Below are 26320 nucleotides of genomic sequence, written 5' to 3'. Positions count from 1 at the left end.
ACTCGGGTGAAGATCAAGGTCGACAAGACGGTGATGGCTTCCGTTGCCCTGCACGTGTTCGTGCTGGGGTGGGTGATGCTGTCGTTCTCGACCAAGGCGCTCGAAATGCCGCCGGAAGAGTCGGTTGCGGTTGATGTCGTTGACTCCAACCAGCTTGCCAAGGTGATGGCCGGCATGAAGACCGGCAAGAAGGAGAACCCGAAGCCGCTGGTCGAGAAGGTCGCCGAAGCGAAGCTCGTCGATGACACCGTCGGCAAGATCAGCGAGAAGGCGCCTGTGGTGACCGAGACCGCACCGCCGCCGCAGCCGAAGGTCGAAGAAAAGCCGGTCGAGAAGAAACCCGATCCGCCAAAGGTCGTCGAGAAGCCGAAGGAAGAGCCGAAGCAAGAACCGAAGCCGGTCGAGAAAAAGCCCGAACCGGTCAAGCCCGACCCGATCGCCGAGGCGATCAAGAAGGAAGAGAAGAAGCCGCCGCCGAAGCCGGTGCAGGCGGCCAAGCCGCCGGAGCCGCAGAAGAGGATCGTGGAACGTCACTTCGATCAGAACCAGATCGCGGCCCTGCTCGACAAGCGTGATCCGACGCGCCAGGCCACGACCGGCGACACGCTGAATTCCAACGCGGCGCTGGGCCTTGCCAAGGGCACGGCCGCGGACAATTCCGCGACCTGGGGTTCGATGTTCCAGCGCCAGGTCGAGCGATGCTGGAAGAAACCCTATGGCGGGATCGAGTCGCAGAGGCCTGAAGCGGCATTTGCCATTCGTCTGAAGCGCGACGGCACGCTCGAAGGCTCGCCGGTTCCTGAGGGAACGCCGGCGACGCCCTTCCTGCGCGTCTATCAGGAAAGCGCACTGCGCGCGATCATCGAATGCCAGCCATATAAGCTGCCAGCGGCCTTCTACGAAGAGTGGAAATATTTCTCGCCGGTGTTCAAGGAAAAAGTCTAACGGTTTTGTCACGTGGCGGACACTCGTTGGCAATGACAGATATGAGCAAAGTTTGAAGCGATGACTGACAAAGATGGATTGCCGAACATGCTGTATCGCCCGAGCCGCCGTCAGATCATTGCCGGAATGGCGGCACTTGGCGCGGTCGCCGGCGGCAATGCCTTTGCGCAAGCGCCGAAGCGGATCGTCATTCCCGAGGGCGAGTTCACCCCGCAACCGATCGCGATCCCGAATTTCGTCGCGGGCACGCCTGGCGATGCCGAGGTCGGCGTCGGCGTGGCGCAGGTCATCACCAACAACCTCAAGCGCAGCGGGCTGTTCGCGCCGATCGATCCGGCCGCCTTCATCGAGCGCATCAGCAATCCCGACAACCCGCCGACCTTTCAGAGCTGGAAGCAGATCAATGCAACCTATCTGGTGACCGGCCGTATGACTCGGCAGCCCGACGGCCGACTCAAGGCTGAATTCCGTCTCTGGGACGTCAACACCAACCAGCAACTCGCGGGCCAGCAATATTTCACCTCACCGGAATATTGGCGGCGGATCGCGCATATCATCTCGGACCAGATCTACGAGCGCGCGACCGGCGAAAAGGGCTATTTCGACAGCCGCGTCGTGTTCGTCGACGAGACCGGCTCGAAGGAGCGCCGCGTCAAGCGGCTGGCGCTGATGGATCAGGACGGCGCCAATGTCCGCTATCTCACCAAGGGCTCCGATCTGGTGCTGACGCCGCGGTTCTCGCCGTCGACGCAAGAGATCACCTACATGGAATTCGGCCAGGGTGATCCGCGCGTCTATCTGTTCAACGTCGAGACCGGGCAGCGCGAGATCGTCGGCAACTTCCCCGGCATGTCGTTTTCGCCGCGCTTCTCGCCGGATGGCCAGCGCATCATCATGAGCCTGCAGCAGGGCGGCAATTCCAACCTGTTCGTGATGGACCTGCGCTCGAAATCGACGACGCGGCTGACCGATACGCCGGCGATCGACACCTCGCCGTCCTATTCGCCCGACGGCAGCCGGATCTGTTTCGAGTCCGATCGTGGCGGCAAGCCGCAGATCTATGTGATGCCGGCCAATGGCGGCGGCGCGCAGCGCATCTCGTTCGGCGAAGGCAGCTACTCGACGCCGGTCTGGTCGCCGCGCGGCGACTACATCGCCTTCACCAAGCAGGGCGGCGGCGCGTTCGCGATCGGCATCATGAAGACCGACGGCTCGGGCGAACGCATCCTCACCTCCGGCTTCCACAATGAGGGGCCGACCTTTGCGCCGAACGGGCGGGTGGTGATGTTTTTCCGCGATCCCGGCGGCAGCGGCGGGCCGTCGCTGTACACGGTCGATATCTCAGGTCGTAACGAATTGCGGGTACCAACGCCCGGTTTCGCCTCCGATCCGGCATGGTCGCCGCTATTGTCCTGATGGAACCCGCACGCGCGGGAGCACAATCGTTAATCGGCAAACATTGCCTAGCCCGCTGATTTTGCGGACAAATTTTTTCGTTTACCAATCGGTAGCAACGTCTCGCTAACGATGTTCCCTCAGAAAGACTTCATCTGCGATAGGTACAACGTCTAATTCCAAAGGACGTGCGCCCGAAATGCAGCTTGCCGATCAGCGAGAAATACCCGAGCAGGAGACACCGCCGTCCATTCGCGCGGCGTTGATCGATTCGCTCTTCGAAACGCCGGGGACGGTGCATGTGGGCATCGTCTTCGCGACGATCACTGCGGCCATGACCGCGCTGAAGACCGGAAACGACCTCATCTGGGCGTGTGTCGCGCTGCTCGCCCTTGCCGGCGTTGTCCGGGCGATCGATCTGCAGCTCTACCAGGCGCGCAAGTCGACCCTCACTGCCGATGGTGCTGCGTTGTGGGCGACGCGCTACCAGGTCGGGGCCATGATCCAGGCCGTTGCGATCGGAATATGGTGCAGCACCACGCTGTTGAGCACCGACGATGCCGTGGCCCACATGATTGCCTTGTCCGTGACGATCGGACTCCTCGCCGGCGGCGCGGGCAGGGCCTATGGGCGGCAGTGGATATTCAGGCTGCAGCTTCTCCTTGCCCTGGGTACGACTGTCATCGCGCTGGCGCTGCGCGGCACGCCCTATTACGTGGCCATGTCGGTCGTCACCGCCGTGTTCCTCGTGACCCTCATCAAACTTTCGGCCAACCTGCACAGAATTTTCATGCAGGCGCTCGTCGCACGCGAGCGCGAAGCGGCGCTGGCCGGCCAGTTCGATACCGCGCTGAACAACATGCCGCACGGGCTGTGCATGTTTCGCGCCGATGGCCGGCTTGCGGTGATGAATCACCGCTTCAGCAAGATGATGAATTTGTCTGATGACTTCGTGCAGCGAGACGCCAACGTATCCGATATCTGCCTGGCCTGCGTCGCCGCCGGGGCGATTTCGGGGGCAAGCGCCGACCTCATTCTGCAGCAAGTCGAGTACTCCCGCGCCAGCGACATCATCACCACCGATCCGGATTTCAACAAGAACCGGTCGCTGTCCTGGACCTTCCAGCCAATGGCCGACGGCGGCACCGTGATGCTGGTGGAGGACATCACCGAGCGCAAGGATGCGGAAGCCAGGATCAGCCATCTGGCGCGCTATGACGAGCTCACCGAACTGCCGAACCGGGTCAATTTCCGCGACGAAATCGGACATCTTCTGGCGGTTCAGCAGGGCGCCGAACAATTGTCGGCGCTGTTGTTCGTCGACCTCGATCAGTTCAAGCAGGTCAACGACACGCTCGGCCATCCCTGCGGCGATCAGCTGTTGTGCGCGGTGGCCGATCGGCTGCGCGAGATGCTGCGGCCCGAGGATTTCGTGGCGCGCTTCGGCGGTGACGAGTTCGTGGTGTTCCAGCAGAACATCCATTCGTCCGAGGATGCTGCCGGCCTTGCCCGGCGCATCGTCGATCGCCTGAGCGAGCGCTACAAGATCGACAATCATCTGGTCGAGATCGGCGCCAGCGTCGGCATCGCCATGACCTCACATGGCGTCAGCGCCGACACGCTGTTGAAAAATGCCGACATGGCGCTGTACCGCGCCAAGGCCGACGGCCGCGGCACCTTCTGCTTCTTCCGGGAGGAGATGGCGCAGGTCGTCGAATCCCGCCGCATCCTCGAACTTGACCTGCGCAAGGCGCTGGCCAACGAGGAGTTCGAACTGTTCTTCCAGCCGCTGGTCAACCTCAAATCGGGCCGCATCTCCACCTGCGAGGCGCTGCTGCGCTGGAATCATCCGGTGCGCGGCACGGTGTCGCCGACCGACATCATTCCGATCGCCGAGGACATGGGCCTGATCGTCGATCTCGGCCGCTGGATTTTGCGCAAGGCCTGCATGGAATGCATGAAATGGCCGGAAGGCGTCAGCGTCGCGGTGAACTTCTCGCCCCAGCAATTCCACCAGCGCGACGTGCTGAGCGAAGTCCGCTACGCGCTCGAGGTCTCCGGCCTGCCGGCGAACCGGCTTGAAATCGAGATCACCGAATCCTCGCTGCTGCGTAACACGCAAGTAACGCATGACGTGCTGTCGCAATTGCATTCGCTCGGCGTGCGGATCTCGCTCGACGACTTCGGCACCGGCTATTCGAGCCTAAGCTATCTTCACAACTTCCCGTTGCAGAAAGTGAAGATCGACCGTTCCTTCCTGGAAGGGATCGACACCGACCGTCCGCTGACGCTGCTGCGCGGCGTGGCGCGGCTGTCGGCCGATCTTGGAATGTCTGTCGTGGTCGAGGGCATCGAAACCAACGAGCAACTCGAACTGATCAGCGCCGATGGTGCGGTAACCGAGGCCCAGGGCTATCTGTTCAGCCCGCCGGTGCCCGCGGTCCGGGTCCGCCAGTTGCTGAATGCCTCGCACGGCCGCCGCGCTCCGGACGACCAGCTTCGCGCGATCGCCTCGCGATCGATCGCCTGATTTCCCCGCAAAAATACGGATAAATCGCCCACGTTGGGTAGCCGGAAGGCTTAACCCTAACGTGGTGATTCGTTTGCAAAGCATTAAGAAGCTGTTAAGCTTTTTCGTGCCCGCACAGGTTGTTGAGTGTTTTCAAGGAGTATTGGATGAAGTCCGGAGTCGAAACGCGTGCTTCGCACTCTGTTTGGGGATCACGGCTTCTGGATCGCGTCGAATACCGACTTGTCGAAACTGCCGAGGAAAGAGATCTCATCAATTCGTTGCGCTACAGAGCCTATCTGAATGGCGGATTGATCCCGCCTTCAGAGTCCGAGCGCGTCCACGATCCCTATGATGATGCTCCCAACGCCCGGACGTTCGGAATTTATATTGACGGAGAACTCTGCAGCTCCGTCCGCCTCCATGTCCTGACGTCGGAATGGCGGATGTCCCACACCACCGATTTGTTCGGCGATGTGCTGCATCCTCGCCTCGATAAAGGGGAGGTTTTCGTCGATCCGTCGCGCCTGGCTGCCGACCCCGAAAAAGCCGGGCGGTTTCCGGAACTTCCCTACCTGACGGTGCGGCTGGGCTATATGGCGTGCGCCTATTTCAACGCCGACACCGGGCTCGCGCTCGTTCGCGCCGAGCATCAGGCGTTTTACCGCCGAGTCTTCTTGCAAGAAGCCATCGCTGAACCGCGTCCGATTCCGATCATATCCCACAAGGTTGCCTTGATGGCCTGCGATTTCGGGGCTGTGCGGGATAAGGTATTGGCCCGTTTTCCCATCATGCGTTCGACCTCGGCCGAGCGGCGGATGCTCTTCGAGCGCGACGGCGAGCGACATTCGTCGCCACACGGCGTTGTCTCCTCCTTCGAGCGGCCCTCGATCGTTCTGACTTCCTGAACCTGGCTCGACGGCGAATCAGATCCGGCTGCGCGACCCCGCGGGTTCTCCGGCGCGGCGGTTCATATTCCTGAATGCCGGTCCCGTCCCGGCGATGCTGAACGCTCAAATCCGGTGATTTCGGCCTGTGTGCCCTTGCTTTCACCATCGCGCCACATTTACAAACCATTAACTATCGCAGTCGCTTTTCACGGTTTGTCGGCATTTGAGCGAGCCTGGCAAGGTTCCATCAAGGTTGACGGAACGTTCGCTTAACCATCGGCCTGTAGACCGGGTAACAGTCGAAAAACGTGAGCGTTGGAGGCTCCGGAATGAAATATCAGATGCGTATCCTCCAGGGATGGAAGCTGGCGGCTGTGGTCGCTGTGGCGCTGTCGATGGGCGCCTGCGCCAAGAACAACGTCGGCGCCGACGGCGCGATGGCGAGCGCGGCCACCCCGGGAAGCCAGCAGGACTTCGTGGTCAATGTCGGCGACCGCGTGTTCTTCGAGAGCGACCAGACCGATCTGAGCCCGCAGGCGATTGCCACGCTGGAGAAGCAGGCGCAGTGGCTGCAGACCTACAACCGCTATTCCTTCACCATCGAAGGTCATGCCGACGAGCGCGGCACCCGCGAATACAACATCGCGCTCGGCGCCCGCCGCGCCCAGTCGGTGCGCAGCTATCTCGCCTCGCGCGGCATCGACCCGAACCGCATGCGCACCATCTCCTACGGTAAGGAGCGTCCGGTCGCTGTCTGTAACGACATCTCCTGCTGGTCGCAGAACCGCCGCGCCGTCACGGTACTGAACGCGGGCGCCTGACGAATTCGACCTCGCAGAGTTTCAAGCCGGCGCCTTCGGGCGCCGGTTTCATTTTGGGCGCAGGATGAAGTTGCGGATTGTGGCCAGCGTGCGTTCGGGTGCGTCTTGTATGCATGCGTGCCGGCAGTCAGCGAATCGTTCGAACCGCACCAGATGCGGCGGCAGCGCGGCTGCGATGTCGGCTTGGCTCTCGATCGGATGCATCGGATCGTCCTCACCGCCGAGCACCAGGGTCGGACACTGGATGCGGTCCAGGTCGGGGAAGAAATTGTAGTTGTGGCTCTCGCCGTCGGGCCGTGTGAACCATTGCAGCACCGGCGGCCGGTTGATGGCGCGGCGTCCCATGTCGGGATCGCGCGGGACGCGCGTGTAATGCGGCATCGCCAGCCGCGCCCAGGCCTCCACCGAAGTCTGGTCCGGATGGCCCCGTTGTTCCAGCAGGCGCCGCCGCGCCAGCGCGCCGACCTCCGGTCCGCCGAAGCGTTCGAACAGCTCGACCCGTCGCTCCAGATATTCGTCGCCGGCGGCCGCGGTGCTGACCAGGACCAGCTTCGAAGCATGGTTCGGATGTCGCGTCGCATAGGCCAATGCGACCATGCCGCCGAATGAGGCGCCGAGCACGATCGGCTCGGTGATGCCAAGCACCTCGCAGAACGCGTGCACGTCGTCGCCCCACTGCGCCAGCGTCCAGCCCTCTCGCGGGCCATCCTCGCTGCGGCCATTGCCGCGATGGTCGAGATAGACGATCTGGGCGATATCCGAGAGGGGGGAGTAGGCCGGTTTGTAAATTGAATGATCAAAGCCGGGGCCACCGTGGAGAAGCAGCAAGGTGGGCTTTTCCCGCATGATGGGCCCGTCCGGGACCAGCTTCGCACCCTCGACATCGAAGAACAGCCGAACCCCGTTCACGGATACGTGCATGCGTGGGTCTCCCTCGATTTGTGAACGGTCCGCTGGGCTGGGCGGCTTGTCTTGAAGGAGATACTAAACCATACCGGAACCCGGCGTCCGGATTCGGAAATGCCAGTCACAATTCCGGCGTACTCGCTCTCTCAATGTGTTCTGCTTTCGTTTGACACACGGCTTCGTCATCAGGGCAAAATGTCATCCAGATTCCTCAACGTTACCGGCGCTGCGGCGATGGCCGCGATGCTGGCTTTGTCCGTGCAACCCTCGTCCGCACAGATCACGTTCCCGTGGGAGCGCGAACGCGCTCCGCAAGGCTACCCGCAGGGCCAGCCACAGTCCGATGACGCCGACGCGGAAATGCGGATCCAGCGGCTGGAACAGCAGCTCCGCCAACTGACCGGCCAGAACGAGGAACTGCAGTACCGCAACCGGCAGCTCGAGGAACGGCTGCGCCAGCTCGGCGCCGCACCGCCGGCACCGGGCGGTCAGCCTCCGCAGGCGCAGCCCAGCGCGGCCGCGGCGCCGCCAGTTGCGCAGCCGGGCCCGCCGCAAGGGCCGCAGGCCTATCCGCAGCAAGCTTACCCGCAGCAGGGGCCTCGTCAGCCGCAGGGGTATCCGCAGGCACAGCCCGGCTATGACCAGCAGCCGCAGATCGCCTCGCCCGCGCCGATCGCACAGGACCCGGCAGCTCCGCAGGTGGGCGGCCGTCGCCGTGGCGATGCATTCGATCCCAGCCAGAATCCCAACGCCCCCGGTGCGCCGCGCGCGCTTGGCGGCGGCCAGATGCCGATCTCGAATGAAGCTTCCGTCGGCGCCCCCGGCGGACGCGGTCCGGGCGAGCCGCTCAATCTCGGCGGTCCGCGCGATGCCGGCGCGCCGGCTGCAGCCGCGCCGCAGCGTGGCCCCGGTCCGGGCGCCAGCGCCGCACTGACCACGCTGCCGCCCTCGGCCACGTCGAAGGACGAGTTCGATCTCGGCATCGGCTACATGCAGCGCAAGGACTATGCGCTGGCCGAAGAGACGATGAAGAACTTTTCGCAGAAATATCCGAGCGACCCGCTGATCGGGGATGCGCAATACTGGCTCGGCGAAAGCTATTTCCAGCGCCAGCAATACCGCGACGCCGCCGAAACGTTTCTCGGCGTGACCTCCAAATACGACAAATCGGGCAAGGCGCCCGACGCGCTGCTGCGGCTCGGCCAGTCGCTGGCGGCGCTGAAGGAAAAGGAAGCCGCCTGCGCGGCGCTCGGCGAGGTGACGCGGAAATATCCGCGCGCCTCTGCCGGGGTCAAAGCCGCCGTCGATCGTGAGCAGAAGCGGGTTAAGTGCTAAAGCATTGGCCGGTCGAGGCCGCTGTCGGCCTCGAATAGACTGGCGATGACATGCCTGACGACGACCACGCGCCGATCTCGGTACAGCAAGCGAAAGAGCTGTTCGCGCCCTGGAAGGCTGCGTCCGCGCTCGTGCTTGCGGTATCAGGCGGTCCCGACTCGCTTGCCCTGATGTGGCTTGCCGCCCGCTGGCGCCGCGCTGCGCCGCGCGGGCCGCGGTTGATCGCCGTCACCGTGGACCACGGCCTGCGGGTCGAGGCCGCGCGCGAGGCGCGTGACGTCAAACGTCTCGCACGCACGCTCGATGTGCCCCATCGCACGCTGCGCTGGACCGGGCCCAAGCCGAAGACCGGCGTGCCAGCCGCAGCCCGCGCGGCGCGCTATCGTCTGCTGGCGAAAGCAGCGAGGACAAGTGGCGCCACGCACATTCTCACCGCGCACACCCGCGACGACCAGGCCGAAACGCTGTTGATGCGGATGCTGCGCGGCAGCGGCATCGCTGGCCTCGCGGCGATGGCGCGCGAGAGCGAGCGCGAGGGCGTGTGGCTGGCGCGACCGTTGCTCGACGTTCCGAAATCGCGCCTCGTTGCGACGCTGGACAAGGCGAGGATCGCCTTTGCCGACGATCCCACCAATCGCGACATGAGTTTCACGCGGCCGCGGCTGCGCGCGTTGATGCCCGTTCTGGCGGAGGAGGGCGGTGACAGCCGAAACTTGGCGCGGCTGGCATCGCGACTGGCGCGGGCGAATGCCGCGATCGAAGTGCTGGCCGACGGCGCCGAGTGCTATCTCGCGTTGAGAGATCGCGATGATGCCGCGCGGTTCGGATTCGATGCCGGCGCGTTTGCCGGTCTGCCCGAGGAGATCCGGCTTCGGCTGCTCAAGCGCGCCATCGACCGGGCCGGTTACGAAGGACCGGCGGAACTCGGCAAGCTCGAGGCGCTGCTGGCGGTACTGGACAACGCCATTGCCAACGGCGAGAAGCAGACACGGTTGAAACAGACGCTTGCCGGGGCGGCAATCAGCCTGATCGAAGGCCGAATTCATGTTAATCCAGCGCCGCCGCGCCGGGGTGGCAGAGTCTGAGAAACGTCCCCATATCGAAATAACAGCGATCTCGGGACGAAGAGCCTTAACCACCCCGGAAAAACCCTGATTTTTGCGTCATTTTTTGACCGGGAATCGCGTTAAGATACGTTAAATAGTCCTGAGTGGTTCCCTTGGCATTGACCCGGGCGCCACCTAAATTGGGTGCAGTGGACCGGGGATTCTCGCCTCACTACCCAAGGAATACTCAAGGTTACTGCCAAGGACATAGGGCCGCGATCCGCGCGACCACGAAGGAAGATCAATGAACGCCAATCTGCGCAACTTCGCCCTCTGGGTCATCATTGTCTTGCTGCTATTGGCATTGTTCACGCTTTTTCAGAATCCGGGTCAGCGCACGTCCTCGCAGGACATCTCGTTCTCGCAGCTCTTGAGCGAGGTCGACGCGAACCGCGTCCGCGATGTCGTGATCCAGGGGCCGGACATTCACGGCACCTTCACCAATGGCTCCAGCTTCCAGACCTATGCGCCCAGCGATCCGACGCTGGTGAAGCGTCTCTATGACGCCAAGGTCCAGATCACCGCCAAGCCGCCCGGCGACAACGTGCCGTGGTTCGTGTCGCTGCTGGTTTCCTGGCTGCCCTTCATTGCGCTGATCGGCGTGTGGATCTTCCTGTCGCGGCAGATGCAGGGCGGCGCCGGCAAGGCGATGGGCTTTGGCAAGTCGCGCGCCAAGATGCTGACGGAGGCCCATGGCCGCGTCACCTTCGAGGACGTCGCCGGCGTCGACGAGGCCAAGCAGGACCTGCAGGAGATCGTCGAATTCCTCCGCGATCCCGGAAAATTCCAGCGCCTCGGCGGACGGATTCCGCGCGGCGTGCTGCTGGTCGGCCCTCCCGGCACCGGCAAGACGCTGATCGCGCGCGCAGTCGCGGGCGAAGCCAACGTGCCGTTCTTCACCATCTCGGGTTCGGACTTCGTCGAAATGTTCGTCGGCGTCGGCGCTTCGCGCGTCCGTGACATGTTCGAGCAGGCCAAGAAGAACGCGCCCTGCATCATCTTCATCGACGAAATCGATGCGGTCGGCCGTCATCGCGGCGCCGGTCTCGGCGGCGGCAATGACGAGCGCGAACAGACCCTCAACCAGTTGCTGGTCGAGATGGACGGCTTTGAAGCCAATGAAGGCGTGATCCTGATCGCGGCGACCAACCGGCCCGACGTGCTCGATCCGGCGCTGCTGCGTCCCGGCCGCTTCGACCGCCAGGTCGTGGTGCCGAATCCGGATGTCGTCGGCCGCGAGCAGATCCTCAAGGTTCACGTCCGCAAGGTGCCGCTGGCGCCGGATATCAACCTCAAGACCATCGCACGCGGCACCCCGGGCTTCTCCGGCGCCGACCTGATGAACCTCGTGAACGAGGCCGCGCTGACCGCTGCCCGCCGCAACAAGCGGATGGTGACGCAGGCCGAGTTCGAGGAAGCAAAGGACAAGGTGATGATGGGCGCCGAGCGCAAGTCGCTCGTCATGACCGAGGAAGAGAAGCTGCTGACGGCCTATCACGAAGGCGGCCACGCCATCGTCGGCCTCAACGTCGTCGCGACCGATCCGATCCACAAGGCCACGATCATTCCGCGTGGCCGTGCACTCGGCATGGTGATGCAGTTGCCCGAGCGTGACAAGCTGTCGATGTCGCTGGAGCAGATGACCTCGCGGCTTGCCATCATGATGGGCGGCCGTGTCGCGGAAGAGCTGATCTTCGGCCGCGAGAAGGTCACCTCGGGCGCTGCCTCCGACATCGAGCAGGCGACGCGCCTGGCGCGCATGATGGTGACGCGCTGGGGCCTGTCGGAAGAGCTCGGCACCGTGTCCTATGGCGAAAACCAGGACGAGGTGTTTCTGGGTATGTCGGTTTCGCGCACGCAGAACGCTTCGGAAGCAACCGTCCAGAAGATCGACAAGGAGATCAAGCGGCTGGTCGAGGAAGGCTACAACGAGGCCACCAAGATCCTCACCGAGAAGCGCGAAGACCTCGAGACCTTGGCCAAGGGCCTGCTCGAATTCGAGACGCTGAGCGGCGACGAGATCATCGACCTGTTGAAGGGCAAGAAGCCCAACCGCGAGTCGGTCTTGGAGCCGAGCACGCCGCGCGCCTCGGCCGTGCCGCCCGCCGGCAAGCCGCGCCCGCGTCCCGATCCGGACCCGGGTCTGGAGCCGCAGCCGCAGGCGTAAAGCGGCCCCCAGTTCTGAACGACGAAAACGCGGCGGAGACGCCGCGTTTTTTTGTGCCACCACCGTCATTGCGAGCGAAGCGAAGCAATCCACACTCCGCGTAACGAAAGAATGGATTGCTTCGTCGCTATCGCTCCTCGCAATGACGAAACTGCGCGGTCACGCCTTCGCCAGCGGCCCGAAGTGCACGTCCAGAATCCGCTCAGGCGTCTCCGTCACCTCGATCGTCTGTCCGTCGCCGCCGACAAAGGCGAGCACGGTGCGCTCGCCGTCGCGCGACATGCTGCCCACCAGCGCGATATTGATATGGATGGGCTGCCCCGTCTCGAACCTCGTGCATTCAATCCAGAAGCGCATGGTGGTCTCCTTCGATCTCATCAGAACACGCGGAAGGTGCGCTGAGCTGCTCGTTGTCCCCGCGCATGCGGGGGACCCTTACCGCGTATTCTATCGACAAGGCACGATGGAAGGCGCCCTGACGTCAACCACCGGCTTCGGTGGTCATGGGTCCCTGTGTTCGTAGGGACGACGACGAAAACGACGGGTCACCGCGCCAGAACTTAAGATTTCCTCAATTCAGTCCGGCCTATTGCTTGGGGACGTGCGCTTTCGAACAGCGCACGCAAGGCAAGGACCGCGCATGACCGCCTCTCTTTCCGCCCTCAGGCCTGAACCGGGGCAAAGCGCAATTCCCGCGTGGCTCGTCAGGGTCTGCCTGGTGCTGGCGGTTGCGAATGTGACCCTGTGCGGGGCGGCGTATCTCTCACGCTGGTGGGTTTACGATGCTGATGGACTCGGCATCCCGACCGATTTCATCAACGTCTGGGCTGCCGGCCGTCTGGTGCTCGACGGCGTGCCGGCACAGGCCTATGACTGGGACATCCAGAAGCAGGTCGAGGTCGCAAAGCTCGGCAAGGATTTTGTCGGCTATTTCGCCTGGCACTATCCGCCGCCATTCCTGTTCGTCGCATCCGTGCTGGCGCAGCTTCCCTATCAGGCCGCGTTCATCGGCTGGGTCGCGGTCAGTTTTGTGCCCTTTGTTGTCGCGATGCGCGCGATCGTTGGCCACAGCTTCGGCTATCTGCTCGCGCTCGCCATTCCGATGGCGTTCATCAATGCGCTGGTTGGGCAGAACGGCTTTCTCACCGCGGCGCTGGTCGGCGGCACGCTCTATCTGATCCCGGTACGGCCGGTGCTGGCAGGCATCTGCCTCGGCCTTCTGACGTACAAGCCGCAATACGGGCTGCTGTTTCCGATCGTACTGATCGCGGCCGGGCATTGGCGCGTGTTCATCAGCGCCGCCGTAACGGCGCTCGTGGTGGCGTTTGCTTCCCTGCTTGCCTTCGGCTTCGAAAGCTGGCTGGCATTCTTCCACTGGATGCCGAAATTTTCGCAGGCGTTCCTGACCGAAGGGAAGGCTCCGTGGTGGAAGATGCAAAGCATCTTCTCGATGGTGCGTTACTTCGGCGGCAGCGAGCCGCTCGGCTGGGCATTCCAATGGGTTCTCACCGCTTCCGTCGCCGTAGTAGTAGCGCTGGTGTGGCGAAGCCGCGTGCCCTACACGCTGAAGGCGGCCGCGCTTGGTGCCGGCACGCTGCTGACCACGCCCTATCTCTTCATGTACGATATGATGGTGCTGGCGATCCCGGTCGCCTTCCTGGTCCGCATCGGATTGAAGACCGGCTTTCGTTCTTACGAGCTTCCGGCGCTCGGCGTCGTCGTCGCGCTTCTCGTATGCTACATGTTCAGCGGTATACCGACAGGCCTTGGCGCCACGCTGATCGTGGCCGCGCTGGTTCTGCGCCGCGGCGGATCATGGTGGCGGCACGAGCCGATGCCGGCGCTTGCTACTGTGCGTGCTTGATGGCGGGCTTCGGATCACCGGTCGCTATTTGATGAAGGCCGCCCACAGGGCCGCATTCGCCAGCGTACCGATCTCGTTCATATGGCAGCCGTCGGAGATGCGGCCTTCATTTCCGATCGTATCGGTGTCGGGCCCTTGGCGGATGTCCAGCGCCTGATCGACCGCAGCCAGTTGGCCGGCCCGGACGGCCGCCATGTTCGTTGGCCCGGCATAGTCGCATTTTGTACTGCGTGACAGATAGAAGGGTGCAGCGATGCCGGCGTCGCGAAACCGCTTCACCAGTTGATGCAACAGCGACGCATATTGTTCGGCCGACGTCGTCAACAGCGCGTCCCTCTCGCCCTGCTGAAACAGGATGTGCGTCGGCGTCAGTCCCGCGGCCTTCAGCTTCGCGATGCCGTTGGTGATCACCAAGGCGCCCTCGTTGTTCAAAAAGGAAAGCGAGGCCCCGCCGACGGCGAGCGGGACGAGGACCACGCGGTCGTAACGTCCGGCTTCGATCAGGATGTCGCCAAGACGCGTTGCAAAGCTCCCACCCATGCCGTCGGTACCGAGCAGGGGGTCAGCCGCCGCGAAACATTTGCCGATCGCGGGATCGAAATTGTCGACGCCGTCTCGCGCCGTGTGCCGGGCACTTCCAAAGTTGCCTGCGTTGCTCTGGCCGTGCACGACGATGACGGCCGTCTTGCCCGATACGGGAAGGCACGGCCTTTCGATGCGCGCCGGCGGCGCAACCGCGGTCCAGTCGGCCTGGCGGGCGTTCCAGGTCCAGAACTTGCCGGCGATCGCGCCGATCAGCAGGCCACCAACCAGGAAGGCGACAAGGCGCAACAAGGTAAATTTTCTCCAGGATAGCTCCGCGCGGGCGTGCACGCTCCGAGTGCCGCCAGATGGCGCGCATCGGACCAAGTTCACCGCGTCGGCAGGCCTCAACGCGAAGCGCGAGAACAGCAATCTGAGGCTGCCCGATATGGCATGCTAACCGGGCGGCGTTGAGAGGCTGTTAAAGGTGAAATGCCCCGCCTGGACGACCGTCTGTAAAACCGTCTTGTCATCAGGCGTGAATAGTTGTTCACTTCTTCAAAGCGATGACTTATCGCTCAAGACATTGAATGTGCGCGCGTTCTGGCAGGCTCCGTGGGGCTTGAGGGCGCGCGGGGGACGGAAAACGCGCCATGGTGTATCGGCGAACCCATCAGGTCGTAAAGCGGCTGGCAGCACGGCGCAGCGCCATCCTGGCGGCGGCGCGGGATGCCGCGGCCGAGGGCGGCATGGCGGCGGTGCAGATCGCCCCCGTCGCGATCCGCGCCAATGTCGCGGCCGGTACCGTCTATCGCTACTTCCCGTCCAAGGCCGAGCTGATTTCCGAGTTGATCGCCGAGGTATCGCGCGACGGACTCGCGGCGATCCGCCGTGCGGCGGACGCGGCACCCGGACCGTCCTCGGCGCTTGCCGCCGCCGTCACCACGGTCGCCGTGCAGGTGCTGTCGCAGCGCAAGCTCGCCTGGGGCATTCTGGCGGAGCCGGTCGATGTCGACGTCTCGGTGTCGCGCCTTGCCAGCCGCCGCGAAATATCAGGCGAGATTGCCGCCCGAATCGACGCCGCGGTGCGCGCCGGCCACCTGCCGGTGCAGGATACCGCGCTGGCCGCGACCGCGCTGCTCGGCGCGTTGCATGAATCGCTGGTTGGTCCGCTGGCGCCGGAGAACCTCGATGATCCGGCGAAGCTGCGTGACGCCGTGCAAACGGTCACGCTGCTGGCGCTCCGCGCCGTCGGCGTCATGGATGCCCGCGCCCGCGGCCTCGTGGTCCAGGCCGTGCTGCCGGCGAAAGCGCTGGTCGGCGCGTAAGACGCTCTCCTGTCGGCGACACGCCCTTGTCGCAACCATTTGCCCCGCTGCGGCTTATCGACGGTCCAACCCGCGATCAGGAGTATGCGATGACGACGACATCAGGGTCCGCCAAATGGCAGGGCGGCATCAAGGACGGCAAGGGTGCGATCTCGACGAAAAGCGGCGCACTGAACGATTATCCGTATGGCTTTGCCAGCCGCTTTGAGGGCAAGGCCGGCTCCAATCCGGAAGAGTTGATCGGCGCTGCGCATGCTGCCTGCTTCACCATGGCGCTGTCGCTGATTCTCGGTGAAGCCAAGCTGACCGCCGAGCAGATGGAAACCAGGGCCGACGTCACGCTGGAAAAGCAGGGCGATGGTTTTGCCATCACCTCGGTTCATCTGACGCTGAATGCGAAAATCGCCGGCGCCGATGATGCGAAATTTCAGGAGCTGGCGGGCAAGGCCAAGGCCGGTTGTCCGGTATCGAAGCTGTTCAATACGAACATCACGCTCGACGCGAAGCTGCAGTAATTTTCTGTCATTCCGGGGCGTGCGCAAGCATCGAACTACGGTGCGCAATTGCGCACCTGAGAATCTCGAGATTCCGGGTTCGATGCTTCGCATCGCCCCGGAATGACGGAGCCGTCACTTCTTCGTCTCGCCCTCCGGCTCGACATTGGCGATGCGCACCATGTTGGTGGTGCCGGGAATGCCGAGTGGCACGCCGGCGACGATGATGACGCGCTGGCCGGCCTTGGCAAAACCGTCTCGAAAGGCGATCGAGCCGGCGCGATCGACCATGTCATCCTGATCGTGGGCGTCTTCGGCCACCACGCAATGCACGCCCCAGACGACCGACAATTTGCGGCCCGTTGCAATATTCGGCGTGATCGCGACCACCGGCGGCTTCGGCCGCTCGCGCGCCACGCGGATGCCGGTCGAGCCTGAAGAAGTCCAGCAGATGATCGCCGACAATTCCAGCGTCTCGGCGATCTGCCGCGCGGCGTCGGCAATGGCGTCGCCGACCGTATTCTCCGGCTGCAGGCGCTGCGCCGTGAGAACCGAGCGATAGGTCGGGTCGCGCTCCACTTCCTCGCCGATGCGGTTCATGGTCGAGACGGCTTCGACCGGGAATTTGCCGGCGGCGGACTCGGCCGACAGCATGATGGCATCGGCGCCTTCATAGACGGCGGTGGCGACGTCGGAGACTTCCGCGCGCGTCGGCACCGGGGCCTGGATCATCGATTCCAGCATCTGGGTCGCGATCACCACCGGCTTGCCGGCGCGGCGCGCCATCCGCGTCATCTGTTTCTGCAGGCTCGGTACCCGCTCCAGCGGCAGTTCGACGCCGAGATCGCCGCGCGCCACCATCAGCGCGTCGGACGCATCGATGATCTCGGCGAGACGATCGATCGCCTGCGGCTTCTCGATCTTGGCCATCACGGCGGCGCGGCCGCGGATCATGCGCTTGGCTTCGTGGACGTCCTCGGCGCGCTGCACGAAGGAGAGCGCGATCCAGTCGACCCCGGTCACCAGCGCCGCCTCGAGATCGGCGCGGTCCTTCGGCGTCATCGCCGACACCGGCAGGTCGGTATCGGGCAGGCTGACGCCCTTGCGATCCGACATCTTGCCGCCGATCACGACGCGCGTCACTGCGCGTTCGGGCGAAGTTTCCTCGGCGATCAGGCGCACCTTGCCGTCGTCGAGCAGCAGCGCATGGCCCGGCCGAAGCGCGGCGAGGATTTCCGGATGTGGCAGCTGCACGCGGCTGTTGTCGCCCGGTGCCTTGTCGGAATCGAGCACGAAGCTCTGGCCGTTCTTGAGCTGGGTCGAACCTTCGGCGAATGCGCCGAGGCGCAGCTTCGGTCCCTGCAAGTCGACGAGAATACCGATCGGGCGGCCGTAGCTCGACTCGACATTGCGGATGGTGGTGACGAGCTCGCGCATCTTGTCATGCGGCGTGTGGCTCATGTTGATGCGGAACAGGTCCGCGCCCGCCTCGAACAGCTTCCGGATCATCGCGCTGTCTGATGATGCCGGGCCGAGGGTCGCGAGGATCTTGATGCGACGAAGCCGTCTCATTGCTTGGGCGCCGGGGCTGGCGGCAGACCCGGTCCGCCCGGCTGGCTGGGCAGGCCGGGAACCCCGCCCGGACCGCCCGGTCCCATCGTGCCTGGAATGCCCGGCACGCGCTGCGCGGGCTGCTCGTTGGCTTCGGTCAGTTGCACTGTCCACGCTCGCTGTTCGCCTGTGTCGACCTCGAAGAACCCGGTGCGGTCATAGCCGCGCGCCAGGCAATTCTCGGTACCCTTGATGGTGAATTCCTTGTCACGCGAACACATGAAGGCCTGTCCCGACCATTCGCCGCCGCGGTCATAGTCGAGCGCGTAGATGTAATAGTAACGCGCGACAAGAGTTCCGCGCAGCAGCGTCTCGCAACTGCGCGATGATACGTTCCACCAACCTTCGGTGGTCCAGCCTTCGGCATCCTTGTAGCCCAGCGCGATGCCGACCCGGCTGGACGTGTTGTTGCAGAGCCGGAAATCGGCCGCCGCCGGGCTGCTCCACAGGCATGTCGCCGCCAATGCAAGCACCGGCGCCAGGGCCACGGTCATGCGAGCGGAGAGGGGAGACAAGCAGCGGGAATCTTTTGCGGTCATGCAGCGAAGCTATATCAAATCATTGAAGATTTCGCGTGACCCGGCGGGACCTGTCAACGGCCGGGGAACGGCTTTCCCGCGCTACGGGAAAACCGGACACCCCGGTAAGGTTGCCAATTTTGCCCGCAGATGTGGCAGAATCTGTGACAAATCCTACCTGATATCAATATGCTCGGCACATGCGACGCGGGAGCCAAGACCATGACGATCGACGACAAAACCAGAACAGAACTGGAAGCCGCCGTTTTCAGGCGCCTGGTCAGCCACCTGCGCGGCCGCACCGACGTCCAGAACATCGATTTGATGAATCTGGCCGGCTTCTGCCGCAACTGCCTGTCCAACTGGATGAAGGAAGAGGCCGACGCCAAGGGTGTTGCCGTCAGCAAGGACGAGAGCCGCGAGGCGGTCTACGGCATGCCCTATGAGGAGTGGAAAGCGAAATATCAGGGCACGGCCACGCCTGAGCAGTTGGCTGCGATGAAGAAGGTGCATCCCGGGCATTGATCTCCTTATCCGTCATTCCGGGGCGATGCGTAAGCATCGAACCCGGAATCTCGAGATTCCGGGTCTGGTGCTAACGCACCACCCCGGAATGACGGCACCTTCATTGATAGCCCGATCTCCTGTGGGCGCGCTGTGGATGAGCGCGATGCTGCCTTGACGCAAGGCCCCCCGATCTTGAGGGTCATCTGCGCAAAAGCGCCGCGCGGTAACGCGTGCGGCGCTTGATTTTTCACCTTCACCGTCAGTTCCATTCAGGAGTACCCGATGGCCACCTCCGCCGCCGCCGTCCAGGACGAGCCCGCGACACGATTCGCCAAAGACCAGCTCAAGGCCATCATCGAGCGCATCGAGCGTCTGGAAGAGGAAAAGAAGACGATTTCCGACGACATCCGAGACGTCTATGCCGAAGCCAAGGGCAACGGCTTCGACACCAAGGCGCTGCGCACCATCGTGCGGATGCGCAAGCAGGACGCCAACGAGCGCGCCGAGCAGGAAACCATTTTGGAGACCTACATGCAGGCGCTCGGGATGCTGTGAGGCGCCTCAAGATGTCATGCGCGGGCAGAAGCGCGTCTTCGCGCTAGGTGACCCGCGTATCCATCAAAACGATATATACGAAGAAGATGGATTGCCGGGGCAGGCCCGGCAATGACGACCGGCCTTACCGCAGCGCGGCGGTGCGCATCACGAACGACTGCGTCGGCAGTTGCGTGGTCGCCGATCCCGTGAAGCGGTCGCAGGTCATGCCCATCATCGGGTCATCCGAGAACGACATGGCGATCGCGGCCTTCGGCTTGACGAAGTGGCTGCGCATCTGGGTCATCTCGGTGTCGCCGAGCACCGTCGTCGACATCGCGCTGCTTGCGCTCGGCGCCAGCATCATGACCCGCATCCAGATGTCGTTGCCCTTCGCAGCGGCGAGGCGGGTCGAGGTGGCGACCACGGTGTCCTGACCCTGAGGGCCCTGCGGTCCCTTGGCGACCACGGTATTGATTTCGGTCGCAGCCGCGGTGCGTACCGGACGCACGCTGCTGCGCGGCACCGGTGCGGAGGCGGCGACGATGTTGGCGCGGTCGACCGGCGAAGCAGCGGCCGGCGCATAGGCCATCGCCCTGTTGAAGCTCTCGTTGACGCTGGCGGTCGGTTGCGGATCGGTGGCCGTGGCGGCGGCGAGGGCCTGGCGGGCGCGGAGGGCTGCGACTTGCGCGGGAGTGGCCTGATTCGCCGCCTTCGGTACGTCGTCCCAGAAACCGCGGGAATTGATGATATCGGCCGGCGTCTGCGGCTTCGGCTCGCCCGTCTCGGCGGAAACCGGCGCGGCCTGCTTCGCCTCCGGCTTGGACTCAGCTCTCGCCTTGGGCGCCGCCACGATCTGCGCGTCAGCCGCGGCGAGCTGGATGGTCGCGCCGGGCGGCTTGGCGCGTGGGGTCGGGACCGGGTCGGCGGATTTCGCAGCAGCCACACTGGCCGGTGCGGGTTTCTCGTTCTTGATGGGAGCGTTTGTGCCCTCGTCATCCTCTTCCGTCGACTTGCCGCCCTTGAACAGCGCTGCGAACAGGTTAGGCATCTTGACGGTTGCGGCATTGTCGCCATTGCCGCGTCGCTCGATGTCGGCGCGGGCCAGCTCATAGCCCTTCATCGGACCGCTGGAAGACTGGTGGACGGTGCGCCCATCCGGGAAGACCTTGGCGAGCTGATCGTGGGTCATGCGTGGCCAGTGACGGATGCTGCCGGTGTCGAGATGGACGAACGGCGATCCCGAGGTCGGGTAGAAGCCGACGCCGCCGCGCTGCAACCGGAGCCCGGCGGCGCGGACCTGCTCAAGCGACACGCCCGGAATGAAGAAGTCCATCGCATGGCCGAGCATGTGCTGGCTGAAGCGGGCCACGCCGGAAGAACGGCGGCGGAGCATGGCGTTGGTGGCGGGGGAGCGGTAGGCGGAGATGATCTGGATCGGCTGCTTGCCGTCGACGTCGCGGTAGACTTCCCAGACGATGTCGAACAGGTGCCGATCCATCGTGGTGGAGTCCTGGCTGCGCCAGTCGCGGAGGAAATGATTGAGCTTCTTCAGCGCGTCTTCGTCGTAGCGGCCGTCGCGCTTGAAGGTGACGGTGAGATCCTCGCCGGAATGGGTGTGGTGTAAGGAGAGGGTGCGGGTCTCGTTCCGCGCCGTCGCGTCATGCACCGTGCCGGCGCCCGCCAGGAGCAACAGCGAGGTCAGGCCGATCCGATATCCGGCTTTCGAAGACAGCGGATTGAATTGGCGCGCGAAACCAGCCAGCACGTATGAGCCCACCCAGTCGACGAGCGTTCACGGTTTTCTTTTGCAGACCCCCGGCAAAAGACGGTGAACGCTTTCTTAAAGCAGGAGGGTTAAACCGAGGTTTACCGACCTGCCCCCAAGCAGCTTTAACCTAACGCGTGGACTGTGGCGAAAAAGTGCCGGGTGCCCGCTACGGCAGGGATAATGGTTAACGTAAACAACCTCTCCTGAGAGGAGAGGCTGTTGATTTCATTAAGAAATTCTATCCGTAGACCGTAGTCCTCCGGATTAACGGGTGAACCGCTGTTGCGGCCGCCGGCCGACCGGCGCCGGCGGCGTCATGGGCGACGGGCTGCCGAACAGGCGCTCGAAGAACGAGGGGCCGGAGGAATAAGTGTTGTCGCTGGCGAAGCTGACACCGGCCGGCAGGCTCGAGCCAGACGGGCGCGAATAGCTCGGCTGGGCATGGGAGACCATGACCTCGAGATCCTTGTTGCGGCTATTCTTGAGCAACGCGATCATCGTCGCGTCGCGGCCGTAAATGTCCTTGCGGAATTGCAGCTTGCCGGCGTCATCCACGAACGCGGTCTGGTAGGTGATGTTGACCGGAATCGGCGTCGGGAATTTCAGGTCGATCTCGCTGCGACCGTACATGCTGCGAATTCGCTCAGGCGTGTAGCGCTCGTTCGGCATCGTGATGTTGAGCAGCGTCGCCGCGTACACATCCGGGTTCTGCACCCGCATGCAGCCATGGCTGAACGCGCGCTCTTCCTTGGCGAACAGGTGCTTGTCCGGCGTGTCGTGCTGATAGACCAGGAACTTGTTCGGGAAGTTGAAGCGGACACGGCCGAGCGCGTTGGCCTCGCCCGGCGGCTGCGAAATGTGAATGCTGCCGTCGCGGTTGCGTTCGAGCCGCAGGCCCATGCGCTGCAGCACCGTCGGGTCCTGCTGCAGGGCCGGAAGGTATTCGTTGTAGATGATCGACGGCGGGACGTTCCAGGTCGGGTTGACCGTGATGAACTTCATCGTCTCCGTCAGCATCGGCGTCGCATGCTTTCCCGGCTTTCCGGTCACGACGCGCGTGGTCCAGACCGGTGCGCCGTTCTGCATCACCTTGAGCGTGAAATCGGGCACGTTGAGAATGACATAGGCATTGCCCAGCGAGGCCGCGCCGAGCTGGCGCGGCAGCCAGCGCAAGCGCTCCATATTCACGAGGACGGTGTCGATGTGCCGGTCGCGCTTCGGGCTGTTGATCGCCTTTACGGTGCGATCGTCGAGCACACCGGTCGCCTTGAGATCGACGCTCTCCTGAAACTTGCGCACGGCGGCTGCGACCTTGGCGTCGTAGCGGGTATCGTCGGGATGCTCGAGGCCGAGCTTGGCGCGCAGTTGCGGCACGCGGGAATCTTCCGGCGCCACTTCAGCCTGCTTCTTGGTGGCGGCCTTGAACGCCAGCGCCGGACCTTCGGCGATATAGATCATCGGGCCGTCGCCCTGGCCGCGCAGCTCGGCGAGCTTGGCCTTCAGATCCTTGTAGAGCTTGTGCGGTGGGTTGTAGCCATCGAGCGCGGCGGACGCGTCCTTGGCGGTCGAGATGTTGGCCAGCACTTCGGCCGGATCGGTCGGGTGCTCGGGATACAGAATGTCGGCAGAGACCTGCGACCAGTGCATCCGGCCGCTCTGCGCCTGCCGCGCATAGTCGAGCATGCTTGCGGTGAGCTTCAGCTCGGCTTCGGCGAGCTGGTCCGGCGAACCGGCGGCCGCGAAATCCGGCACCGGGTAGTCGGCCTGATTGAGGCCCTCGGCGGCGGCATCCTTCAGGCGGGCGATCACGCCCTTGGCGCCGTCGGTCAGCTTGCCCGCTTGGGTCCATTGCGGCGCGTAGTCACGCGCGGCGTAGAATTTCTCGACGGCGGCGCGCTCGTTCTTGCGATCGAAATAGCGCAGAGACCTGGTGCCGAGCATGTCGCGCAGCCTGTCGGCGACCGGTTGGTCGGCTGGTGCGACGGTGCTGACCTTCACCGGCTCCTTGGCGGGTTCGGTTGCAGGCGCGGTGGCCGTCGCCGGCGGAGGCGTGATGGTCGCGGTGTCGCTGGCCGCGGGCGCCGTGACGGTCTCGGCCGGCTTGGATTCGGCTGCCTTTGCGGCGGCACCGGGATCGGCCGGCTTGTCGATGGCCTTGGCCGGGTCCGGAACAGACGCGGTGGAGTCCATCTTGAAATCGCCGATGGTCGGAGGCGGAACGTTGGCCGGCTCGGGACGGGGGACTGCTGCATCGATCGCGAGCTCGGCGGCGCTGGCGCGCGGGGTTGTCGACTGGCCCGCTAATGCTGAGGTCGCGGACACCGTGAGGAAAGTTGCCGCGACGGCCATCAGTACGCGGTCAAATCCTGCACGATTGGTCGAACAGTCACGCATCGTCACACCCCCTTGGGCGAAACTGCCCCGGCATGGAACAGTCGTTGGCATCGTCATAGCTTGCGCGGGAAGCGCCGGCTTCGATCGGTTCTCGTACGCCTGCACGCAATGATTCAACGCAGACGATACATGTGCCCCACTCATGCAGCCAGCGCCATGCGGGACAACTCACGACAAACTGACCTCAAACTACCCGTTGAAATTTCGGGTCGCATGTTTTTTGCCACGCCACCCGCCCTTTGTCTGTCACCGGCAAGCCACGGTTCAAAAGCTTCCGAACGTGTGATGTCGTTGGTTTGCCACGATCTTTGCCACGCGGGCGCCATAATCCCGCGAGGTGCTGTTCGCTCAGTTTGCGTCTCAGTTGGCGTCCTGCGCGCCGCCTTCGGCCGGATCGTTGGCAGCGGCTTCATCAAGCTTGCGATAGAGCGTGGAGCGGCCGATCTTGAGACGGCGCGCGACCTCCGACATCTGGCCGCGATAATGCGAGATTGCGAAACGGATGATCTCGTTCTCCATGTCTTCGAGCGGCCGCACCTCGCCGGTTGAGGTCAGCATCGAAAGACTGCCGGCAGCGGCGAGCGGAGCAATGGGTATGTCGCTACCCGACACCAGGGATGGTGCCGCCGACGGCGCGACGACCAGCGGTTCGCTGTGCGCGAACTGGCCGTCCGGAACGGCGTGACCGACGGTCTGCGGGAAATCGGACAGGCCGAGCTGGTCGCTCTCGCTCATGACGACGGCGCGATACACCGTGTTCTCGAGCTGGCGGATGTTACCGGGCCAATCGAGCTGGGCGAGATGCGCCACGGCCTCGCCGCTGATGCCGGTGATGGTGCGGTTTTCCTCGGCGGCAAACCGCGCCAGGAAATGCCGCAACAGATGCGGGATGTCTTCGCGCCGCATCCGCAATGGCGGGATCGTCAGCGGCAGCACATGCAGCCGGTAGAACAGATCCTCGCGGAACGCACCGCTCTTCACGAGGTCGAGCAGCTTGCGGTTGGTCGCGGAAATGATGCGGACGTCGACCTTCACCGGCTTGCGGCCGCCGACCGCCTCGACGGTTCCCTCCTGCAGCGCGCGCAGCAGTTTCACTTGCGCGGCCAGCGGCAATTCGCCGACCTCGTCGAGAAACAGCGTGCCGCCGGAGGCTTCGACGAACTTGCCCATGTGGCGTTCGGTGGCGCCGGTGAAGGCGCCCTTCTCGTGGCCGAACAGGATCGATTCCACGAGATTATCGGGGATCGCGCCGCAATTGACCGCGACGAAGGGTTTCGATTTGCGCTCGCCCGAGCCGTGAATGGCGCGGGCGAACAATTCCTTGCCGACGCCGGATTCGCCCTCGATCAGCACGGGAATGCCCGAGGCCGCCGCCTTCTGCGCGGTGCGCAGCACGGCTGCCATGGTTTCGCTGCGGGTAATGATGTCGGCAAAGGTCAGCCGGCCTTCGCGGCTGTGGCGGATGCGCTGCAATTCGCCCTTGAGCGCCGAGGTGTTGAGCGCGTTGCGCAGCGAAACCTGCAGCCGTTCGAAGCTGGCCGGCTTGACTACGAAATCCTGCGCGCCGGCGCGCATCGCCGAAACCACGTTGTCGATGCCGCCATGGGCGGTCTGCACGATGACGGGGATGCTCAGGCCCGCATCACGCATCTTTGCGAGCACGCCGAGCCCGTCGAGGCCGGGCATTACCAGATCGAGCACGACTGCGTCGATTGTCTGTGCATCCGGGGCGGTCAGCAGGGCCACGGCCGCGTCGCCGCTCTCGACGACGAGGGCCTCATAGCCGCACTTCTGCACCATGTTTTCAACCAAACGGCGCTGCACGGCGTCGTCATCGGCAATCAAAATGGTGGCAGCCATGGCTCTCCCCGCACGCTACACAATGTATCGAATCGGGGCACTTTCGCCGATGCCGATTAACGCCCTCTTAATCGTTGAAGAACGGCGATGTTGTGGAGGGCCTAGACGTTGAGGTGTGGCCACACCTCCAGCGCGCCGCGATAGCACATGTCCAGAGCCACATAGAGTATGATGGCGAGGCCGACATACGCGATCCAGCGTTGCTTTTCCAGGAGCCGCGCGATGAAGTTGGCGGCGAGCCCCATCAGGGCGATGGAAAGCGCCAACCCGAAGATCAGAACCATCGGATGCTCGCGTGCGGCGCCCGCGACGGCGAGCACGTTGTCGAGCGACATAGACACGTCGGCGAGCGTGATCTGCCAGACGGCCTGGCCAAGCGTCTTTTGATGGCCGACCGGGGCGGAGCCTTCGATCGTGCTTGCGGCCGAGAGACTCTGCATTTTCGGTTCATGATGATGCGACGTACGCAGCTCGCGCCACATCTTCCAGCACACCCAAAGCAGCAGAACGCCGCCGGCGAGCAACAGCCCAATGATTTGCAGCAACTGGACCGTCACGGAGGCGAAGCCGATACGCAGCAGCGTTGCGGCCAATATGCCGATCACAATCGCCTTCTTGCGCTGGCCCTCGGGCAGGCCGGCGGCTGCAAGGCCGATGACGATCGCATTGTCGCCGGCAAGCACCAGATCGATCATTACGACCTGGAATAGTGCCGTCAGGGATTCTGAGGAGATTAGTTCGAGCATCCGGGCCACTCCGTTGAAGGTCCAATCCGACATCGCAGTTCGCTTGAACTGCCAGAGGGGCCCGGGCTTGGATGTGCGTAGAAGAAAGACGCAGTCA

Annotated in this window: 22 protein-coding genes; 13 read left to right on the top strand and 9 right to left on the bottom strand. The window is 63.8% G+C overall.

What is annotated here, in order from left to right; all coding sequences use genetic code 11:
• Positions 1 to 12 precede the first annotated feature (12 nt).
• The 5 genes from LMTR21_RS34975 (at position 13) to pal (ending at position 6560) form a co-directional block, all read left to right on the top strand.
• Complete coding sequence (locus LMTR21_RS34975) at positions 13 to 945, top strand: cell envelope integrity TolA family protein (protein WP_065752277.1); 933 nt, start codon at positions 13 to 15, stop codon at positions 943 to 945.
• Between the two features lie 87 nt (positions 946 to 1032).
• Positions 1033 to 2361 carry a Tol-Pal system beta propeller repeat protein TolB gene (gene tolB, locus LMTR21_RS34970; protein WP_065752276.1) on the top strand — a complete coding sequence of 443 codons (1329 nt, stop codon included), beginning with the start codon at positions 1033 to 1035 and terminating at the stop codon, positions 2359 to 2361.
• A gap of 178 nt (positions 2362 to 2539) precedes the next feature.
• Positions 2540 to 4870: a putative bifunctional diguanylate cyclase/phosphodiesterase gene (locus LMTR21_RS34965; protein ID WP_065752050.1), complete on the top strand. Its 2331-nt coding sequence runs from the start codon at positions 2540 to 2542 to the stop codon at positions 4868 to 4870.
• A 146-nt stretch (positions 4871 to 5016) separates the two neighbouring features.
• The gene (locus LMTR21_RS34960) at positions 5017 to 5757 is read left to right on the top strand and encodes an N-acyl amino acid synthase FeeM domain-containing protein (RefSeq protein WP_065752049.1); all 741 of its coding nucleotides are present in this window, start codon (positions 5017 to 5019) and stop codon (positions 5755 to 5757) included.
• Positions 5758 to 6068: 311 nt separating this feature from the next.
• Positions 6069 to 6560, top strand: coding sequence for a peptidoglycan-associated lipoprotein Pal (gene pal, locus LMTR21_RS34955; RefSeq protein ID WP_057838504.1), 492 nt, complete (start codon positions 6069 to 6071; stop codon positions 6558 to 6560).
• A gap of 48 nt (positions 6561 to 6608) precedes the next feature.
• On the opposite strand, the gene LMTR21_RS34950 is transcribed toward pal, so the two are convergent.
• Entirely contained in the window at positions 6609 to 7481 is an 873-nt protein-coding gene (locus tag LMTR21_RS34950) for an alpha/beta fold hydrolase (RefSeq protein WP_065752048.1), read from the bottom strand.
• Positions 7482 to 7661: 180 nt separating this feature from the next.
• On the opposite strand from LMTR21_RS34950, the gene ybgF reads away from it, so the two are divergent.
• From ybgF to ftsH, 3 genes are all read left to right on the top strand, one after another.
• On the top strand, positions 7662 to 8801 hold the full coding sequence (ybgF, locus tag LMTR21_RS34945; RefSeq protein WP_148636040.1) for a tol-pal system protein YbgF: 1140 nt from the start codon (positions 7662 to 7664) through the stop codon (positions 8799 to 8801).
• A gap of 50 nt (positions 8802 to 8851) precedes the next feature.
• Positions 8852 to 9886, top strand: a complete 1035-nt coding sequence (gene tilS / locus LMTR21_RS34940; RefSeq protein WP_065752046.1) for a tRNA lysidine(34) synthetase TilS — start codon at positions 8852 to 8854, stop codon at positions 9884 to 9886.
• A 265-nt stretch (positions 9887 to 10151) separates the two neighbouring features.
• Positions 10152 to 12074, top strand: a complete 1923-nt coding sequence (ftsH, locus tag LMTR21_RS34935; protein WP_057858637.1) for an ATP-dependent zinc metalloprotease FtsH — start codon at positions 10152 to 10154, stop codon at positions 12072 to 12074.
• A gap of 159 nt (positions 12075 to 12233) precedes the next feature.
• On the opposite strand, the gene LMTR21_RS34930 is transcribed toward ftsH, so the two are convergent.
• Positions 12234 to 12431, bottom strand: coding sequence for a hypothetical protein (locus LMTR21_RS34930; RefSeq protein ID WP_141688218.1), 198 nt, complete (start codon positions 12429 to 12431; stop codon positions 12234 to 12236).
• A gap of 283 nt (positions 12432 to 12714) precedes the next feature.
• Between LMTR21_RS34930 and LMTR21_RS34925 the strand changes: the two genes are divergently transcribed.
• Positions 12715 to 13938 (top strand): glycosyltransferase family 87 protein, encoded by a 1224-nt coding sequence (locus LMTR21_RS34925; RefSeq protein ID WP_065752044.1) that lies wholly within the window; start codon positions 12715 to 12717, stop codon positions 13936 to 13938.
• 24 nt (positions 13939 to 13962) lie between these two features.
• Here LMTR21_RS34925 and LMTR21_RS34920 read toward each other — a convergent pair whose 3' ends face one another.
• Entirely contained in the window at positions 13963 to 14772 is an 810-nt protein-coding gene (locus LMTR21_RS34920) for a sialate O-acetylesterase (RefSeq protein WP_065752043.1), read from the bottom strand.
• A gap of 341 nt (positions 14773 to 15113) precedes the next feature.
• On the opposite strand from LMTR21_RS34920, the gene LMTR21_RS34915 reads away from it, so the two are divergent.
• A complete protein-coding gene (locus LMTR21_RS34915; protein WP_065752042.1) occupies positions 15114 to 15788 on the top strand; it encodes a TetR/AcrR family transcriptional regulator in 675 nt (224 codons plus the stop codon).
• 89 nt (positions 15789 to 15877) lie between these two features.
• Positions 15878 to 16303, top strand: coding sequence for an OsmC family protein (locus tag LMTR21_RS34910; RefSeq protein WP_065752041.1), 426 nt, complete (start codon positions 15878 to 15880; stop codon positions 16301 to 16303).
• A gap of 114 nt (positions 16304 to 16417) precedes the next feature.
• Here LMTR21_RS34910 and pyk read toward each other — a convergent pair whose 3' ends face one another.
• Positions 16418 to 17854: a pyruvate kinase gene (pyk, locus tag LMTR21_RS34900; protein ID WP_065752040.1), complete on the bottom strand. Its 1437-nt coding sequence runs from the start codon at positions 17852 to 17854 to the stop codon at positions 16418 to 16420.
• Positions 17851 to 18387: a DUF1036 domain-containing protein gene (locus tag LMTR21_RS34895; RefSeq protein ID WP_157088539.1), complete on the bottom strand. Its 537-nt coding sequence runs from the start codon at positions 18385 to 18387 to the stop codon at positions 17851 to 17853. Before LMTR21_RS34895 ends, pyk begins: the two co-directional genes overlap by 4 nt.
• A gap of 246 nt (positions 18388 to 18633) precedes the next feature.
• Between LMTR21_RS34895 and LMTR21_RS34890 the strand changes: the two genes are divergently transcribed.
• Together LMTR21_RS34890 and LMTR21_RS34885 are read left to right on the top strand one after the other, a co-directional pair.
• Positions 18634 to 18936, top strand: a complete 303-nt coding sequence (locus LMTR21_RS34890) for a DUF1244 domain-containing protein (protein ID WP_057858646.1) — start codon at positions 18634 to 18636, stop codon at positions 18934 to 18936.
• Between the two features lie 264 nt (positions 18937 to 19200).
• Entirely contained in the window at positions 19201 to 19473 is a 273-nt protein-coding gene (locus tag LMTR21_RS34885; RefSeq protein WP_057847308.1) for a DUF2312 domain-containing protein, read from the top strand.
• 124 nt (positions 19474 to 19597) lie between these two features.
• Here the strand turns inward: LMTR21_RS34885 and mepK are convergent, their stop codons facing one another.
• The 4 genes from mepK to LMTR21_RS34865 all read right to left on the bottom strand — a co-directional run bounded on the left by mepK (position 19598) and on the right by LMTR21_RS34865 (position 26223).
• A complete protein-coding gene (gene mepK / locus LMTR21_RS34880; RefSeq protein ID WP_430642502.1) occupies positions 19598 to 21220 on the bottom strand; it encodes a peptidoglycan L,D-endopeptidase MepK in 1623 nt (540 codons plus the stop codon).
• A 267-nt stretch (positions 21221 to 21487) separates the two neighbouring features.
• Positions 21488 to 23617 carry a L,D-transpeptidase family protein gene (locus LMTR21_RS34875; protein WP_065752037.1) on the bottom strand — a complete coding sequence of 710 codons (2130 nt, stop codon included), beginning with the start codon at positions 23615 to 23617 and terminating at the stop codon, positions 21488 to 21490.
• A gap of 360 nt (positions 23618 to 23977) precedes the next feature.
• Positions 23978 to 25477 carry a sigma-54-dependent transcriptional regulator gene (locus LMTR21_RS34870; protein ID WP_065752036.1) on the bottom strand — a complete coding sequence of 500 codons (1500 nt, stop codon included), beginning with the start codon at positions 25475 to 25477 and terminating at the stop codon, positions 23978 to 23980.
• A 101-nt stretch (positions 25478 to 25578) separates the two neighbouring features.
• Complete coding sequence (locus tag LMTR21_RS34865) at positions 25579 to 26223, bottom strand: TerC family protein (protein WP_065752275.1); 645 nt, start codon at positions 26221 to 26223, stop codon at positions 25579 to 25581.
• Between the last annotated feature and the right edge of the window lie 97 nt (positions 26224 to 26320).

Origin of the sequence: Bradyrhizobium paxllaeri (genome assembly GCF_001693515.2) — a bacterium.
GTDB lineage: Bacteria > Pseudomonadota > Alphaproteobacteria > Rhizobiales > Xanthobacteraceae > Bradyrhizobium > Bradyrhizobium paxllaeri.
The sequence above is the reverse complement of the archived record's forward strand: the minus strand, read 5'-3'. Positions and strand labels throughout refer to the sequence as shown.